The sequence below is a fragment of the Leifsonia xyli genome (assembly GCA_001647635.1).
Taxonomy (GTDB): Bacteria; Actinomycetota; Actinomycetes; order Actinomycetales; family Microbacteriaceae; genus Leifsonia; species Leifsonia xyli_A.
This window is the reverse complement of sequence record CP014761.1, coordinates 3,391,938-3,408,518: the sequence shown is the minus strand read 5'-3', so window position 1 is coordinate 3,408,518 and position 16,581 is coordinate 3,391,938. Positions and strand designations below refer to the sequence as shown.

The 16,581-nt window shown below is 71.9% G+C and carries 17 protein-coding genes and 1 pseudogene; 14 read left to right on the top strand and 4 right to left on the bottom strand.

Annotated features, from left to right (window positions below; genetic code table 11):
* Positions 1-6: 6 nt before the first annotated feature.
* The 8 genes from A0130_16685 (at position 7) to A0130_16650 (ending at position 9,034) form a co-directional block, all read left to right on the top strand.
* On the top strand, positions 7-2,070 hold the full coding sequence (locus tag A0130_16685; protein ANF33077.1) for a hypothetical protein: 2,064 nt from the start codon (positions 7-9) through the stop codon (positions 2,068-2,070).
* A gap of 59 nt (positions 2,071-2,129) precedes the next feature.
* Positions 2,130-2,879 carry a hypothetical protein gene (locus tag A0130_16680; GenBank protein ANF33076.1) on the top strand — a complete coding sequence of 250 codons (750 nt, stop codon included), beginning with the start codon at positions 2,130-2,132 and terminating at the stop codon, positions 2,877-2,879.
* A 56-nt stretch (positions 2,880-2,935) separates the two neighbouring features.
* Positions 2,936-3,742, top strand: coding sequence for an arginase (locus A0130_16675; GenBank protein ID ANF33506.1), 807 nt, complete (start codon positions 2,936-2,938; stop codon positions 3,740-3,742).
* Between the two features lie 10 nt (positions 3,743-3,752).
* The gene (locus A0130_16670) at positions 3,753-4,538 is read left to right on the top strand and encodes an enoyl-CoA hydratase (GenBank protein ANF33505.1); all 786 of its coding nucleotides are present in this window, start codon (positions 3,753-3,755) and stop codon (positions 4,536-4,538) included.
* 84 nt (positions 4,539-4,622) lie between these two features.
* On the top strand, positions 4,623-6,074 hold the full coding sequence (locus A0130_16665; GenBank protein ID ANF33075.1) for a pyridine nucleotide-disulfide oxidoreductase: 1,452 nt from the start codon (positions 4,623-4,625) through the stop codon (positions 6,072-6,074).
* A complete protein-coding gene (locus A0130_16660) occupies positions 6,071-6,451 on the top strand; it encodes a Fe-S oxidoreductase (GenBank protein ANF33074.1) in 381 nt (126 codons plus the stop codon). The genes A0130_16665 and A0130_16660 overlap by 4 nt, the downstream gene beginning before the upstream one ends.
* On the top strand, positions 6,448-7,293 hold the full coding sequence (locus A0130_16655; protein ID ANF33073.1) for a short-chain dehydrogenase: 846 nt from the start codon (positions 6,448-6,450) through the stop codon (positions 7,291-7,293). Before A0130_16660 ends, A0130_16655 begins: the two co-directional genes overlap by 4 nt.
* A gap of 670 nt (positions 7,294-7,963) precedes the next feature.
* Positions 7,964-9,034 (top strand): ATP-dependent DNA ligase, encoded by a 1,071-nt coding sequence (locus tag A0130_16650; GenBank protein ID ANF33504.1) that lies wholly within the window; start codon positions 7,964-7,966, stop codon positions 9,032-9,034.
* A gap of 3 nt (positions 9,035-9,037) precedes the next feature.
* Here the strand turns inward: A0130_16650 and A0130_16645 are convergent, their stop codons facing one another.
* Complete coding sequence (locus A0130_16645) at positions 9,038-10,003, bottom strand: ATP-dependent DNA ligase (GenBank protein ID ANF33072.1); 966 nt, start codon at positions 10,001-10,003, stop codon at positions 9,038-9,040.
* A 209-nt stretch (positions 10,004-10,212) separates the two neighbouring features.
* On the opposite strand from A0130_16645, the pseudogene A0130_16640 reads away from it, so the two are divergent.
* From A0130_16640 to A0130_16630, 3 genes and pseudogenes are all read left to right on the top strand, one after another.
* Positions 10,213-10,889: pseudogene (locus tag A0130_16640) on the top strand (hypothetical protein).
* A complete protein-coding gene (locus A0130_16635) occupies positions 10,886-11,428 on the top strand; it encodes an isochorismatase (protein ANF33071.1) in 543 nt (180 codons plus the stop codon). The pseudogene A0130_16640 and the gene A0130_16635 overlap by 4 nt, the downstream one beginning before the upstream one ends.
* 56 nt (positions 11,429-11,484) lie before the next feature.
* Complete coding sequence (locus A0130_16630) at positions 11,485-12,948, top strand: hypothetical protein (protein ANF33070.1); 1,464 nt, start codon at positions 11,485-11,487, stop codon at positions 12,946-12,948.
* 1 nt (position 12,949) lies between these two features.
* Here A0130_16630 and A0130_16625 read toward each other — a convergent pair whose 3' ends face one another.
* On the bottom strand, positions 12,950-13,576 hold the full coding sequence (locus tag A0130_16625) for a hypothetical protein (protein ANF33069.1): 627 nt from the start codon (positions 13,574-13,576) through the stop codon (positions 12,950-12,952).
* 67 nt (positions 13,577-13,643) lie between these two features.
* The gene (locus A0130_16620; GenBank protein ID ANF33068.1) at positions 13,644-14,030 is read right to left on the bottom strand and encodes a hypothetical protein; all 387 of its coding nucleotides are present in this window, start codon (positions 14,028-14,030) and stop codon (positions 13,644-13,646) included.
* Between the two features lie 62 nt (positions 14,031-14,092).
* Between A0130_16620 and A0130_16615 the strand changes: the two genes are divergently transcribed.
* Positions 14,093-14,392: a hypothetical protein gene (locus tag A0130_16615; protein ANF33067.1), complete on the top strand. Its 300-nt coding sequence runs from the start codon at positions 14,093-14,095 to the stop codon at positions 14,390-14,392.
* Between the two features lie 6 nt (positions 14,393-14,398).
* On the opposite strand, the gene A0130_16610 is transcribed toward A0130_16615, so the two are convergent.
* Positions 14,399-15,091 carry a hypothetical protein gene (locus A0130_16610; protein ID ANF33066.1) on the bottom strand — a complete coding sequence of 231 codons (693 nt, stop codon included), beginning with the start codon at positions 15,089-15,091 and terminating at the stop codon, positions 14,399-14,401.
* Positions 15,092-15,144: 53 nt separating this feature from the next.
* Here A0130_16610 and A0130_16605 point away from each other — a divergent pair, with 53 nt between their 5' ends.
* Positions 15,145-15,549, top strand: a complete 405-nt coding sequence (locus A0130_16605) for a DNA mismatch repair protein MutT (GenBank protein ANF33065.1) — start codon at positions 15,145-15,147, stop codon at positions 15,547-15,549.
* A complete protein-coding gene (locus tag A0130_16600; protein ID ANF33064.1) occupies positions 15,546-16,577 on the top strand; it encodes an alcohol dehydrogenase in 1,032 nt (343 codons plus the stop codon). Before A0130_16605 ends, A0130_16600 begins: the two co-directional genes overlap by 4 nt.
* Positions 16,578-16,581: the final 4 nt, after the last annotated feature.

Genomic DNA, 16,581 nt, shown 5'->3' with positions numbered 1-16,581 from the left:
GGGTTTATGCCGTTGCGACGTCTGCTGAGCCGGGCCGCCCTCATCGTGGGACTCGCCGCCGGGTCGCTGGCGCTCGCCGCCTCCCCTGCTGCCGCGACCGACCCGGTCGATCTCGGGCCCAGCCACGTCGTCGACCAGTCGCAGGTGCTGAGCGACGCGGACGAGGCGCGCATCACGGATGCGGCGAAGAAGCTCTACGACCAGGACCGCGTCGACCTCTTCGTCGTCTTCGTGCCCCGTTTCACCAACCCGACCGAAGCGGCGGACTGGGCCAACGAGACGGCCGCGCGCAACGGCCTCGGCCAACGCGACTACCTGCTGGCGGTGTCGACGGACGGTCGCACCTACTACCTCTCCGGCGACGACGACGGCCCGGTGAGCGCCGACCAGCTCGACAGCATCGAGCAGAACGACATCGAGCCGAAGCTGAAGGCGAACGACTGGACCGGCGCGGCCGTCGCCGCGGCGCAGGGGCTGGGCGACGCGGTCGGCGGCGGAGGCGGCGGTGCCGTGTTCTTCTGGGTCTTCCTCATCGGCGTGATCGTCGTCGGCGTCGTCGTCTTCGTGCTGGTGCGCTCCCGCAGTTCGCGCAAGAAGCAGGCCGCGACCGGGCCGGCCACCCCGCAGAGCGAGCTGCAGACCATCCCGTTGCACGACCTGGAGCGCCGGGCCGGGTCGGCGCTGGTGCAGACGGACGACGCCATCCGCACCAGCGAGGAGGAGCTCGGCTTCGCGACCGCGCAGTACGGCGCGGATGCCGTGGTGCCGTTCCAGGCCGCGCTCGACCAGGCGAAGGCACAGCTGCGGGAGGCGTTCACGCTCAAGCAGCGGCTGGACGACGCCGAGCCGGACACCGACGAGCAGCGGCGCGAGTGGAACATCCGCATCGTCCAGCTGTGCGGCGCCGCGAACCAGGCGCTGGACGCCCAGGCGGACGCGTTCGACGAGCTGCGGGCGCTGGAGAAGCGCATCCCGGAGGCGTCGGCCGAGATCCAGGCTCAGGCGACGGCGCTGCGACAGCGGCTGACGACCACCACCGCGACGCTGGATGGGCTCGCCCAGCGGTACACGGATGCGTCGCTCGCGACCGTCGCCGACAACGTCGAGCAGGCGACCCAACGCCTCGACTTCACCGAAACCGCGCTCGCCCGCGCGGCGCAGAAGGCGGCGGCCGGGCAGGCCGGTTCCGCGGCGGTGGGCGTGCGGGCGGCCGAGGAGTCGGCCGACCAGGCCGGCCTGCTGCTGGACGCGGTCGACCGCCTCGGAGCAGACCTCGCCGCGGCGCAGCAGTCGCTCGACGGCACGCTCGCCGAGCTGCGCAGCGACCTCGCCGAGGCGAAGGCCCTCGCGGCCGCGGACGATCCCGGCGGCACGATCGCGGCGACCGTCGCCGGCACCGAGCAGACGGTGACCGACGTGCAGGCGAAGATCGCCGCCGGGCGGGTGAACCCGCTGGAGTTGGCGCAGCGGCTGGATGCGGCCAACCGATCGATCGACGGTGTGCTGCAGGGAGTCCGGGATGCGCGCGCGCAGGCGCAGCGCGCAGCCTCCGCGCTGCAGCAGACGCTGCTCACCGCGAAGGCACGCGTCTCGGCGTGCGAGGACTTCATCACCGCACGCCGCGGCGCGGTGGGGCCCGAGGCCCGGACGCGCCTCGCGGAAGCCGGACGGCTCGTCGTGCAGGCCGAGCAGACGGCGGCGACCGACCCGGTGTCGGCCCTGGCGCTGGCTCAGCGGGCCGCGCAGCTCTCCGACGAGGCGACCCAGCTCGCCCAGCAGGATGTCGGCGAGTTCTCGCCGCAGATGGGCGGACTCGGCGACGTCTTCGGCGGCGGCACGTCCGGTCGCGGCGGCGGAAGCGGGGCCATGGGCGCGATCCTCGGCGGCATCCTGATCGACTCCGTGTTGCGCGGCGGCATGGGCGGCGGAGGCGGCAGCGGCTGGGGAGGCGGCGGTTTCGGCGGCTGGGGCGGAGGCGGCGGCGGTCGCAGCGGCGGCGGTGGCGGCTTCAGCGCCGGCAGCTTCGGCGGGGGCGGGACGCGCAGCCGACGCGGCGGCGGACGGTTCTGAACACACCCACGACAGACCTTACAAGCGCCCATCGCGGGCGGGAGCGAAAGGAAGAGCACATGGCGAAGCAGTCCATCTTCGGGCGGATCTCGCAGTTGTTGCGGGCGAACATCAACGCCCTCCTCGATCAGGCGGAGGACCCGGAGAAGATGCTCGACCAGATGGTCCGCGACTTCACCAACAGCATCGCCGACGCCGAGAGCGCCATCGCGGAGACCATCGGCAACCTGCGGCTCCTCGAGGACGACCACCGCGAGGATGTCGAGGCCGCCGCCGAGTGGGGCGACAAGGCGCTGGCCGCGAGCCGGCAGGCCGATCAGTTCCGCGCATCCGGGAACACCGCGGATGCGGACAAGTTCGACAACCTGGCCAAGGTGGCCATCCAGCGCCAGATCTCGTCGGAGAACGAGGCGAAGGCCGCCGAGCCGCAGATCGCCGCGCAGACCGAGGTGGTCGAGAAGCTCAAGAACGGGCTCAACCAGATGAAGGAGAAGCTGGAGCAGCTGAAGAGCAAGCGCGCCGAGCTGATCGCCCGGGCCAAGAGCGCCCAGGCGCAGGCCCAGGTCATCGACGCGGTCAAGAGCGTCGACATCATGGACCCGACCAGCGAGGTCTCCCGCTTCGAGGAGAAGATCCGCCGCGAGGAGGCCCGGGTGCGCGGCCAGCAGGAGCTCGCCGCCTCCAGCCTCGACGCGCAGTTCGAGCAGCTCGACGACCTCGGGGAGCTGACCGAGGTGGATGCGCGGCTCGCGGCCCTGAAGGCCGGCGGCGGCGCTCAGCAGTCCGTCACGTCGGGTTCCGAGGGGTGAGCGGCGCGTCCTTCCTCGTCGTGCCGCAGTGGCAGGGCTCCGGATCGTCGCGGGCGATGCGCCTGATCGACGGCGCGGAGGCCATCCGCGGCGACCTGCCCGGCGCCCGCACCCACCAGGTGCCGGTGCCGGCGGCGGCCGGCGAGTCGCTCGGGACCGGGGTCAACCGGTTCTCCTCGCTGGCCGCGGTGCGGGAGGCCACGGAGGCCGAGCTGGCGCTGCTCGAGGAGCCGGTGGTCACGATCGGCGGCGACTGCGGTGTGGAGCTCGCGGCCGTGCAGCACGTGCTGGCGTCGCATCCCGCCGGCAACGTCGCGGTGGTGTGGTTCGACGCGCACAGCGACCTCAACGACGTGGACTCGTCGCCGTCCGGCGCGTTCCACGGGATGGTGCTGCGCGCGCTGCTCGGCGACGGACCGGACGGGCTCGCCTCGACGGAGTCGAACCGCCTGGCGGCGGCGCAGCTGGTGCTGGCCGGGACGCGTGCGCTCGACGACGGCGAGTCCGCCTTCGTGACCGGCCAGGACATCCGGGTGGTCGCGCCGGGCGAGTTCGACGACCCGGACGCGATCGTGAACGCGGTCGCGGCCACCGGGGCGACGGCCGTCTATCTGCACGTCGACCTCGATGTGCTCGACCCCTCCGCGATCGACGGGATCGGGTATCCCGAGCCGTTCGGGGTGCAGCCCGATCGGCTGACGGAGGCGATCCGGGCGCTGCGGCGCCGGTTCGACCTGGTCGGCGCCGGCCTCATGGAGTTCGCCCCCGAGTCGCCCGATGCGGCGACGCGCGACCTCCCCGTCATCCTGCGCATCCTCGGAGCGCTGACCGGCCCGACCGGCGACCCGGCTGCGGCGCGCTAGCGTGGGCAGCATGAGCGAGTCCAAGATCCTCGTCGAGCGGCGGGGCCACATCCTGCTGATCGGCCTCAACCGCCCCGAGAAGCGCAACGCCGCCGACTTCGAGCTGCTCTCCCAGCTGGCCGACGCGTACGGCGAGCTGGAGCGCGACCCGGAGCTGCGGGTCGGGCTGGTCCACGCCGTCGGCGACCACTTCACCGCCGGGCTGGATCTCGCCGACCTGGGCCCTCGCATCGGTCGAGACGGCCTGTCGTTCGTGGGCGAGCACGGCATCGACCCGTGGCAGGTGTCGGGGCGGCAGCTCACCAAGCCGGTCGTGATCGCCGTGCAGGGCACGTGCCTGACCCTGGGCATCGAGCTGATGCTGGCCTCCGACATCGTCGTGGCCGCCGCCGGGACGCGCTTCGGCCAGATCGAGGTCACGCGCGGCATCCTGCCGTTCGGCGGCGCGACGCTGCGCTTCCCGCGGGCGGTGGGCTGGGGGAACGCGATGCGCTACATCCTCACTGGCGACCTGTTCGACGCCGCCGAGGCGCACCGGCTCGGCCTCGTGCAGGAGGTCGTCGACGACGGAGCGCAGTTCGACCGCGCGCTGGAGCTCGCCGAGCGCGTCGCCGCCCAGGCGCCGCTCGCGGTGCAGGCCGCCCTCGCGAACGCCAAGCGCGCAGTGCGCGACGGGGATGCGGCGGCCGAGGCCGAGCTGCAGCCGGCGCTGGTCCGCCTGGTCGGCAGCGAGGACGCGCGGATCGGCATGGAGGCGTTCCTGACGCGGACCGAGGCGCAGTTCGTGGGCCGCTGAGCGATCCGATCGCTCCCACACGACGAACAAGCCCAGACGACGAACAATCAGGAGCGGCGCGAGCCGCGGAACCGAGGAGAAGGCATGAGCGAGACCCGGGACTACGACGTCATCGTGATCGGGGCGGGTGCGGTCGGCGAGAACGTCGCGGACCGCGCCGCGCAGGGCGGGCTGAAGACGGTGATCGTCGAATCCGAGCTGGTCGGCGGCGAATGCTCGTACTGGGCGTGCATGCCCTCCAAGACGCTGCTGCGGAGCGGCGCCCTGCTGCGCGCGGCACAGCGGGTGGGCGGCACGCGGGAGGCGGTCACCGGCCCGCTGGACGTCGCGGCCGTGCTCAAGCGCCGGGACTATATGACGAGCAACTGGGACGACGCCGGCCAGGTCGAGTGGCTGAACGGCGCGGGCATCGAGCTGGTGCGCGGCTGGGGCGTCATCACCGCGCCTAAGGAGGTGACGGTGACCGCCGAGGACGGCACGGTCACAGTGCTCCGGGCGAAGCACGCCGTCGCCGTCTCGACCGGGTCGGCCGCCCTGATGCCGGACATCCCGGGCCTGCGCGAGAGCGAGCCGTGGTCGAGCCGGGAGGCGACCAGCGCGCAGCGCGTGCCGGTGTCGCTCGCGATCCTCGGCGGCGGCGTGGTCGCGACCGAGATGGCGACCGCGTACGCCGGTTTCGGCACCGAGGTGCACCTGATCGCGCGGAGCGGGCTGCTCGGCGGCGAGGAGCCGTTCGCGGGCGAGCTGGTCGAGGCATCCCTGAAGGAGTTGGGCGTCACCCTCCACCTCGACGCGAAGACCGAGAGCGTGGAGCGCACGGACGAGGACGGCTTCCGCATCCGGCTCGACGACGGAACGGTGGTCGAGACGGACGAGTTCCTCGTCGCGACCGGCCGTCTGCCTCGCACCTTCGGGATCGGCCTGGACGCCTTCGGGCTGGAGGACGGCGCCTGGCTCGACGTCGACGACAGCATGCGGGTGCTCGGAGCCGACGGCCGGCCGGTCGACGGCGGCTGGCTGTACGGCGTGGGCGATGTCAATCATCGGGCGCTGCTCACGCACCAGGGCAAGTACCAGGCGCGGGCCGCCGGCGACGCGATCGCCGCCCGCGCGCACGGACGGGACGTGTCTCTGGAGCCGTGGGGCACGTATGTGGCGACCGCCGACCACCAGGCGGTCCCGCAGGTGACCTTCACCGACCCCGAGGTCGCGTCCGTCGGGCTGACCGCCGCGCGCGCCGAGAAGGCCGGGTACCGCATCCGCGTGGTCGACTACGACATCGGCAGCGTCTCCGGCGCGCACGTCGTCGCGGACGGCTACACCGGAAAGGCGCGGATGGTCGTGGACGAGGACCGCGGCGTCGTCCTCGGTGTGACGTTCGTCGGGCAGGACGTCGGCGAGCTGCTGCACTCGGCGACGGTGGCCGTCGTGGGCGAGGTGCCGTTGAGCCGCCTCTGGCACGCCGTGCCGTCCTATCCCACGGTCAGCGAGGTGTGGCTGCGGCTGCTCGAGACGTACGGCCGGCCCACCGAATGACGGGATTCGACCGGACTTTTGTGGGTCGCGTCCTGCTTGATTCGCCGTTGAGTCGTGCAGGGTACCTCTACGCGACCGCGGTCGGCCACGCCTGGGGCTTCCTCTGGAGCACCGGGCGGATCGAGCGACGGGCCGGGCTCACGGTGTTCCGCGGGATGCCGAAGCGCACCTTCGGCCGCGGCGGCTCGTGCGTCGGCGGCGTCTACCTCACCGACCACAACGTCAGCGACGACGTGCTCGAGCACGAGGCCGTGCACAAGCGGCAGTGGCAGCGGTACGGGATGCTGTTCCCGTTCCTGTACCTCGTGGCGGGGCGCGACCCGCTGCAGAACCGATTCGAGATCGAGGCGGGCCTCGAGAAGGGCGGCTACCGATGACGCGCACCATCGTGATCACAGGGGCGAGCTCCGGCATCGGCGTGGTGGCCGCCGAGCAGCTCGCGGCGGCCGGAGACGAGGTCGCTGTCGTCGGCCGCAACCCCGAGCGCACGCGCGCGGTCGCCGAACGGATCGGCGCCACCCCGTTCCTCGCCGACTTCGAGCGGCTCGACGACGTGCGCGCCCTCGCCGCCGCGCTGCTCGACCGCTACGACACGATCGACGTGCTCGCCAACAACGCGGGCGGTCTCAACCACGAGCGCGAGCTCACGGTCGACGGGCACGAGCGCACCATCCAGGCGAACCACCTCGCGCCGTTCCTGCTGACGGCGCTGCTGCGTCCGCGGCTTCTGGAGACGGCCGCGGCGGGGCGGGATGTCCGGGTCGTGTCCACCGCGAGCCTCGCCAACCGGTTCGGGCAGCTCCGCGTCGATGACCTCGACTGGGAGAAGCGGCCGTGGCAGGGCGGCTGGCGGGCGTACGGCACGGCGAAGCTGGCGACCATCCTGTTCGCCGCCGAGCTGGCGGAGCAGCTGACCGGGACGGGCGTGACCGCGTACTCGTTCCATCCCGGCACCATCGCCACCAACTTCGGCAACTCGTCGCCGCTCATCCGCTTCGGGCACCTGGTGACGCGGAGCACGTTCGGCATTCCCGTCGAGGCGGGCGCGGCGCCCCTGCTGTACCTCGCCGGACCGGCGCCGGTGGGCGCGCCCAGCGGCACCTACTTCGACCGGCTGACCGCCAACGGCCGCACCAACCCGCAGGCGCGCAACGCGCAGCTCGGCCGCGACCTCTGGGCCGCCTCCGAGTCCCTCGTCGGCCTCACCACGCCCGCCTGATCCGCTCTGGTTGACGCAACACGCCGTACCGCCGGTCCGCCGCACGGCGTGTTGCGTCAACTCCATCATCGATGGGACGCAACACGCCGTTAAGAGGCGCGGATAACGGCGTGTTGCGACCCATGGATGGGCACGCGGGCGGCGGTTAGCGGCCCGCGGGGCGGAGACGGCGGCGGGGGCCATGCCGACGGTGTGGAGGAGGTGGTCGCGCACCTCGGTGGCGAGCGTGAAGGCGCCGGTCACGATGGCGCGGGTCTCGCCAGGGCCGTCGCACAGCATCTCGTCGCACCAGGCTCGCACCGCGCGGGCGCCGGCCTCGCCGTGGGCGCACCGCTCGCCGGTTCCGGGTCGTCCGGTGCGCTGGGAGCGCGCCAGCCAGGTGACGGTCATCCGCAGCGGCGTCGCCAGAGGGACGATCTGGGAGTCGTCGGCGACCTCGACGAACACCCTCCCGCGGGCGCATAGCGGCAGCAGCGCGAGCTCCGCCTCCAACTCCGCCAGCGACGTCTCGTCGCCGACGACGAGGAACTGGACGCGGTCGTCCGCGTGCGCGGTCGAGGCGGTGTGGGTGGCGTGGTCGGGACGGTACATCTCGCCTTCCACTATAGGTGAGGCTCACCTAACCTTCGCATCCCTTCCGGAGGTCGGGGGTTCGCGGCATGATCGGAGCATGCAGCCCTCCGCCTCCTCCCCCATCGCCCCGATGCTCGCGAAGGCGGTCCCCGCCGTGCCGGCGCCCGACAGCGTCGCCGGAGGCCTGAGCTACGAGCCGAAGTGGGACGGCTTTCGCGCGATCGTCTACGCGGAGGACGCCGGCGACGGCACGATCGGCGACGTGCAGATCGGCAGCCGCGGCTCCAAGATGCTGACCCGCTACTTCCCGGAGCTGGTGGACGCGTTCCGCCGCATCCTGCCGGGGCCGTGCGTGCTCGACGGCGAGATCATCGTGCCGACCGGCGAGCCGGGGAGGCAGCGGCTGGACTGGGAGGCGCTGTCGCAGCGCATCCATCCCGCCGCCAGCCGCGTGAACATGCTGGCCGAGCAGACCCCGGCCACGTTCGTCGCCTTCGACCTGCTGGCGATCGGCGACGAGTCCTATGTCGACCGCCCGTTCGCCGAGCGCCGCGCGGCGCTGGAGGAGTTCGCCGGCGACCTGCCCGCCCCGATCGAGCTGACGCGCACGACGACCGACCAGGAGACGGCGCAGCGCTGGCTGGAGGAGTTCGAGGGCGCCGGGCTGGATGGCGTGGTCGCCAAGCCGTTCGCCGGCGCCTACGCGCCGAACAAGCGCACCATGCTGAAGATCAAGCACCATCGGACGGCGGATGTGGTCGCGCTCGGCTACCGCATCCACACCAGCGGACGCGGGGTGGGCTCGCTGCTGGTCGGCCTGTACGGCGACGACGGCCGCCTCTTCAACGTCGGCGGGGTGTCGGCGTTCACCGACGCCAAGCGGCTCGCCCTCATCGACGAGCTGGACCCGCTTGTGGAGCGCGACGAGAACGGCGAGACGATCACCGGCGAGACGGACCGCAGCCGGTTCTCGGGCAGCAAGGACGTGTCGTTCGTGCGGCTGCGCCCCGAGCGGGTGCTGGAGGTGCGCTACGACCAGATGGAGGGGATGCGGTTCCGGCACACCGCGCAGTTCGAACGCTGGCGGCCGGACCGCGAGGCGCGCTCGTGCACCTTCGAGCAGCTGGACCGTCCGATCGCGTACGACCTCGGCGACGTGCTGACCTGAGCCCTACGCCTTCTTCGCCCGGCTGGGCTGCACGCGCGGCGGCTCCCCCGGCATCTTCGGGTAGTCCGGCGGGAAGGGCAGCTCGCCGAGCCCGTTCGACAGGTCGCGCTCCCACCAACCGAGGAGCTCGTCGACGCGTCCGGGCGACTCGCCGAACGACTCCCACGGGTCGCCGACCGTGCGCAGCCGCTCCGGCATCGTCAGCACGGTGAACTGCTCGGGTGAGACGTGCTCCAGCTCGTCCCAGGTGATCGGGGCCGACACGGAGGCGTGCGGCAGAGCCCGCGGGCTGTACGCGCCGGCCATCGTGCGGTCGCGGTTCGCCTGGTTGAAGTCGACGAAGATGCGCTCCCCGCGCTCCTCCTTCCACCATGCAGTGGTCACCTTCTCGGGCATCCGCCGCTCCAGCTCGCGCGCCGCGGCGATGACCGCGTGCCGCACATCCAAGAACTCCCGCTCAGGGACGATCGGCGCGAACACGTGGAGTCCGCGGTTGCCGGAGGTCTTGATGAAGGCGGTGAGGCCGGCCTCCTGCAGCACCGCGCGCAGCTCGATCGCGGCGGGCACCGCGTCCGCGAAGCCGGTTCCGGGCTGCGGGTCGAGGTCGATGCGCAGCTGGTCGGGGTTGTCGGAGTCCTCGGCGCGCGACGGCCAGGGGTGGAAGACGACCGTGTTCATCTGCGCGGCCCACACCGCGGCGGCCGGCTCGTCGATGACGAGCTGCGGGTGCGACCGGGCGCTCGGATAGACCACCGGCACCGAGCGGACGTAGTCCGGTGTTCCGCGCGGCGGGTTCTTCGAGAAGAACTGCTCGCCGTCGATCCCGTCCGGGAACCGCTGCAGCGACACCGGCCGGTCGCCGTTGGCGCGGACGAAGGCGTCGCCCACCTCGACGAGGTAGTTCGCGAGGTCCAGCTTGGTGATGCCGACCTCGGAGAAGATCACCCGGCCGGGACTCGAGATGCGCACTTCCCGATCGCCGTGGGGCCCGGGAACCGTGAGGACGACCGCGTCACCTGCCATGGCACCCACCGTACCGCCCCAACCGCCGGTGACCGCGATGTGAATTCGCAGTGGGATACCGCGGGGCCGCTTGAGCGTCGGCGCGCGTGGGACAGAATGGCTAAGCGGGCACGCATCCGTGCCGCCCGCGCCGACGAGGTCTCGAGAAGAGGTGCATGACCCTGAGGATCGTGAGCTACAACCTCCGCAAGCACGCCGCCAGCGGCGAGCTGCAGGACATCGCACAGGACCACGACGTCGATGTGCTCTGCCTGCAGGAGTGCGACAGCGAGGCGCTTCCGCCGCGCCTGCACCACCTGGCGCTCGCGGACACCACGCGCGCCAACCGGCTGGGACTCGCGGTGTACGTCCGCGACGACCGCTACGAGATCCTCCACTCCCAGGTGTTCGCGGTGAAGAAGTCGCTGCACGACCGGGTGCTGGCCCCCGCCAATGAGCGCCTGCTCGCGGTGCACCTGCGCGACCGCGACAGCGGAGAGGACGTCCTCGTCGGCTCGTTCCACGCCGCACCGCTCACCGCGCTCAACTCGCTGCGCCGGGAGCAGATCGCGGCGGCGCACGCGGGGATGCGCTCCCTCTCCCCGACACGCCTGCGGTCATGGTCGGAGACTTCAACTACCCGTGGTTCATCCGCGGCCTAGAGCGCCACCTCACCACCTCCGGCTACACGCTGAAGCGGACGACGGAGCCGACCTATCTGCGCTACAAGTTCTTCTCCGGCTACTTCGACTTCGTCACCTCGACCGGCTTCGAGATCGAGCACGTGGACGTCCTCCCGGCCGGCGCGTCCGACCACCGGGCCATCCGCCTCGACGCGGAGCTCGCGGCGTGAGCGAGGGCGTCCCCTCCGCCCTGCTCGTGATCGACCTGCAGAAGGGCGTGCTGCCCGGCTGCGTGGACGTCCCCGGAGTCCTGGAACGCACCGCTGCCCTCGTCGACCGCGCCCGCGCGGCCGGCACCCCGGTCATCTGGGTGCAGCACGAGGCTGACGGGATGGAGGAGGGCACTCCCGCGTTCGACCTCGCCGACGAGCTCGTTCCGGCCGGGGGCGAGCCGCGCATCCTGAAGCACTACCGCGATTCCTTCGCCGACACCGACCTCGACGAGGTGCTCGAGGGACTGGACGTCGGCCGCCTGGTCATCGCCGGTGCGCAGACCGACTACTGCATCCGGACGACGGCGCAGAGCGCGGCGGTCCGCGGCTTCGACGTCACGCTGGTGTCGGACGCGCACACCACGACCGACACGGAGTGGGACGGCGTCGAGATCGAAGGGCGGCAGATCGTCGCGCACACCAACCGGTACTTCGCCGGGCTGCGGTACCCGGGGCAGCTGTTCGCGGCGGAGCCCGCGGCGTCCGTCGTGCTCTGACGCGCCCTCGCGCCGCCGTGGCCCGCGGCGTACGGTGAACCCCATCCGACGGCGAGGTGGTGTGGATGGAGTTCCCCACGTGGCTGACCGGGTGGCTGGCCGGCGACGACTACACGATCGCCCGCGAGATCCTGGAGCGGGGTGTCGCGGCGATCTACCTCATCGCGTTCGTGTCGGCGGTCGATCAGTTCACGGCGCTGCTCGGCGACCACGGGTTGCTGCCGGCGCGGAGGTTCCTGCGGCACCCGTACGGGCAGAAGCAGCCGACCCTGTTCCGTTGGCGGTACTCCGACCGGCTGCTGCGCGCGGTCGCGTGGACGGGGGCGGTGCTGGCGGCCCTGATCGTCGCGGGGGTCGTGCAGCTCGCCCCGACGTACGTGTTCGTCCCGGTCTTCCTGATCGTCTGGTTCCTCTACCTGTCGATCGTGAACATCGGGCAGACGTTCTACGGGTTCGGCTGGGAGAGCCTGCTGTGCGAGGCGGGATTCGTCGTCGCGTTCCTCGGCGCCTGGGACACGGCCCCGCCGATCACGATCGTCTTCTTCATCCGGTGGCTGGTGTTCCGGCTGGAGTTCGGCGCCGGGATGATCAAGATGCGCGGCGACCGCGTGTGGCGCGACCTGACGGCGCTCTACTACCACCATGAGACGCAGCCGATGCCGAACCCGTTCAGCCGGACGGCGCACCTGCTGCCGAAGTGGTGGCATCGGGTGGAGGTGCTGGGCAACCACTTCGCGCAGCTGATCGTGCCGTGGTTCCTGTTCGCCCCGCAGCCCGTCGCGAGCGTCGCCGCGGCCATCATGATCCTCACCCAGCTGTGGCTCGTGCTCACCGGCAACTTCGCCTGGCTGAACTGGATCACGATCGTGCTGGCGTTCGCCGGCATCAGCGACGGCGTGTGGTCGTGGCTGCTCGGCGGCGCGACCGTCGGCGGCATCGGCGCTGACACGGTGCCCCTCTGGTACGCGGTGGTCGCGCTCGCGGCGACCGTGTTCCTCGTCGTGCTGAGCTGGCCGCCGCTGCGCAACCTGTTCGCCCACCGCCAGCTGATGAACGCGAGCTTCAACCGCTGGCACCTGGTCAACGCCTACGGGGCCTTCGGCAGCGTGACGCGGGAGCGCTACGAGGTGGTCGTGGAGGGCACGGCCGACGATCCCCATGACCCTAGTGCGGTGTGGCGCGAGTACGGGTTCAAGGGCAAGCCGGGTGATCCGCACCGCGTCCCGCGGCAGTTCGCCCCGTACCACCTGCGCCTCGACTGGCTGATGTGGTTCCTCGCCCTCGGCTCCCGCGACTCCCCCTGGTTCGAGGTGTTCCTGCTGCGGCTGCTGGAGGCCGACCGGCCGACGCTCAAGCTGCTGCGGCACGACCCGTTCGGCGGGGAGGCGCCCCGCGCCGTCCGGGCAAGGATGTTCCTCTACCGCTTCTCGACGCACGCCGAGAAGCGCGAGACCGGCGACGTGTGGGTGCGCTCCGAGGTGGGCGACCTGGTGCCGCCGCTCAGCCTCCGCGGCCACTGACTCAGTAGCCGGTGCGCTCGTCCTCGAGGCGGGCGAGATCGCGCCAGATGAGCAGCTTGAGGCGCGCGGGCTTCTCGCGCTCGTAGTCGGCCTTCAGCGCCTCGGCGCCGGAGAACGCGTCGAGGCCCGCTTCGATCGCGCGACCCACCTCATCCCACGCGTCCTTCCGGCCGCGCTCGACCAGGGCGGTGAGCTCGTCGTCGGAGTCGGCCTTCGCCCGCAGCTGCCGGGCCAGCTCGATCGCCGCATCGCGCCGCAGCCGGAGGTTGTCGACATCCACCTTGCGATAGTCGTGGGGATGCTCGGCGTCGCCGCCCAGCTTCTCGGCCGCCTCCAGCTCCTCCTCGATGCGGCCCGCGGCGACCCCCTGCTCGGAGGCGAGCTCGCGCAGCATCGCAGCCGCCTCCATCGCGTGCAGCGCCGGATCGTACGAGTTGCCGTACTGGATGGTGTCGACGACGATGTAGTTCTTCACCGCCATGCGGGTGGCGTATTCCGCGAGGAGCATGCCCTCCTCCACCGACTGCTCGAGGGTGGGCGCGACCGGCTCGGGCAGGGCGTCCTCGTCGAACGGACGCGTGCGCGTCGTCTTCTCGACGCCACGGCGGAACCACTTCGGCCAGCGCATGGAACTCCTCGGAAAGTGAGGCGCAGCTCTCGCGCCCCCGTCCATTCTGGCCGAAACCGCCGACGGATCAGCGGCCGGCGAAGAACTCGTTCGCGCGTCGCGTGTAGAGCAGGACGATGATGAGCAGCGACCACAGGATCTGGATGACGCCGCTGACCAGCTGCGACGTGAACAGCATGAGCACGCCGTTGAGGATGTCGATGATCATGACGATGGTGACGACGACGCGTGCACCGGAGCTCCCCCGCAGCAGCCCGCGCGCCACGATCACGACGATGATGCCGAGCAGGATCGACAGGATGGCCGCCGTCGTGATCCCGGCCAGCGCGCCGCCGTCGCCCGCCGCCATCCGATCGCGGGTGAACAGGACGAGGATGCCGCCGATGATGTTCAGGATGCCGTTGATGTAGGCGAGGACGGCCACGAAGGTGACCGATCCGGGTCGTGGGGACATGTCCTGTTCCTCCGCTCTCGCCGGCCGCGCCGATGTCGGCCGCTTCCGGTAGCTTGGCGGATATGGCCGGCTACCGCTACGAGTTCGAGGCAGAGCTGTTCCGCTGGGCGTCGCGGCGGGAACTCTGGGTGTTCGCCCGGCTGCCGCTCGAGGTGTCGGAGGAGATCCGGCTGCAGCCGCATCCACCCGCCGGGTTCGACTCCGTGAAGGTGTCCGTGACCCTGGGCGGCTCGCGCTGGTCGACGTCCATCTTCCCGCAGGACGACGGCACGTACGTGGTGCCGATCAAGAGCGCGGTCCGCAAGGCCGAGGGCGTCGAACTCGGCGACCGGGTTCGGATCGGCGTCGAGACGCTGCTGTAGCCGGGGCTACCTGCTCCCGGTGATCGTGTTCAGCGCGAGCACGATGATGAGGCCGTTGAAGAAGAAGCTGAGCACCGAGTGCCAGACGACGGTCCAGCGCAGTCGCGTGCTCAGCACCTCCACGTCGGAGGCCGCGAACGTGGTGCCGAGGGTGAACGCGAAGTACACGAAGTCGACGAAGCGTGGGTCGGTCGGCGGCTCGTCGGCGGGATGCGGGAAGCGCAGCATCGGCGTCGGCGTGCTGTAGTACCGCTGGTAGTAGATCTGCGAGAACCCCCAGTGCAGGAAGCCCCACGCGAGCAGCATCGACCAGACACCCACGATGTCGGTGACCGAGCCGATCTCGGGGTCGTTGCGCGGACCGAGCACCTGGATGGCCGCGCCGAGCCCGATCAGGCTCGCGAGGATGGTCGCCGTCATCGACACCACTCGCGCGCCACGGCCCGTCTCCCACCGCGCGGGGCGGCCGCGGGGCGGAGCCGTGACCTTCGAGAGCCGGCCGAGCACGATCAGCGTCACGATGAGGTAGACCGTGCCGATCGAGCACCACAGACCGAGCAGGAGCAGCGTGGTGGCCACGTCGTCCTCCGCGAAGACGACCAGCCACAGCCCCACCGCGATCATCGCCAGCTGGGCCAGCAGGCTCGCGACGAACCCCACCACCACCATCGGGCGCCGTGCGGGCGCGCTCTGCGACATACCTGGATGCTATCGGTGCGGACCCGGCTCCGGCGGCAGGGCAGGATGGAGGGATGCAGCCCCTTCTCGTCGTCGCCGCGGTCATCCGATCCGACGACGGCGAGCGCGTGCTCGCCTGCCGGCGCGCGCCGGGCAAGGACGCCGGCGGGCGGTGGGAGTTCCCGGGCGGCAAGGTCGAGAGCGGCGAGTCACCGGAGGCGGCACTCGCGCGCGAGATCGGTGAGGAGTTGGGCGTCGGCATCCTGGTCGGCGCGCTTCTCGACCGCACGGTGACGGTGCGCGCGGACGGCCGGGCGATCGACCTCGCCTGCTACGACTGCCGGCTCGACGGCGCCGCGCCGGAGACGAGCACCGACCACGACGAGCTGCGGTGGGTCGGCGCCGCCGAGCTGGCCGGACTGGATTGGGCGGAGGCTGATCTGCCGGTGGTGAGGATGCTGAGCGAGGAGGACACGTGAAGGCCCTGTACTACGAGCGCTTCGGCGGACCGGTGACGGTCGCGGACCTCCCCGATCCGGCGGTCCCGGAGGGCGGCGCCGTCATCCGCGTCGAGGCGTCGGGCTTGTGCCGCAGCGACTGGCACGCGTGGGTCGGCCACGACGACACGGTCGCGCTTCCGCACGTCCCCGGTCACGAGTTCGCCGGGGTGGTGGAGGCGGTCGGCGCGGGCGTCACCCGCTGGCGGCCCGGCGACCGCGTCACCGCGCCGTTCGTGAACGGCTGCGGCGCGTGCGAGTGGTGCCGCGCCGGGGCGGCGCAGGTGTGTCCGCAGCAGACGCAGCCCGGCTTCACGCACTGGGGCTCGCACGCGGAACTCGTCGCGGTCCGCGCCGCCGACACCAACCTCGTCCGCCTGCCGACCGGCTTGGAGGCCGACGCCGCGGCGGCCCTCGGCTGCCGCTTCGCGACGGCGTTCCGGGCGGTGACCGCGCGGGCGCGCATCCAGCCCGGGCAGTGGCTCGCCGTGTACGGGGCCGGCGGCGTGGGCTTGAGCGCCGTCACGATCGCGCAGGCCCTCGGAGCCCGCGTCGTGGCCGTCGACCGCTCGCCTGCCGCTCTGGAGCTAGCGACGCGGCTGGGCGCCGAGCAGACCGTCCTGGCCGGACCGGACGCCGCGGCCGCCGTGGCGGACGCGACCGGCGGCGGAGCCCATGCGAGCATCGACGCCGTCGGCTCGGCCGAGACCGCGACCGCCTCCGTCCGCTCGCTGCGACGCCAGGGCCGCCACGTGCAGGTCGGCCTGCTCGCGACCGCGGTGCCCGACCTCCCGCTCGATCGTGTGATCGGCTGGGAGCTCGACGTGCTCGGCAGCCACGGGATGGCCGCGGCCGACTACCCCGAGATGCTCGCCCTGGTCGCCTCCGGCCGCCTCCGCCCGCAAGATCTCCTCGGCCGCACGGTCGGCTTCGACGAGGCCGCGCGGCTGCTGGAGACGGCCGAGACGGCGCCGCCGACGGGCATCGCGGTGCTGCACCCCGCGAGCTGACCCG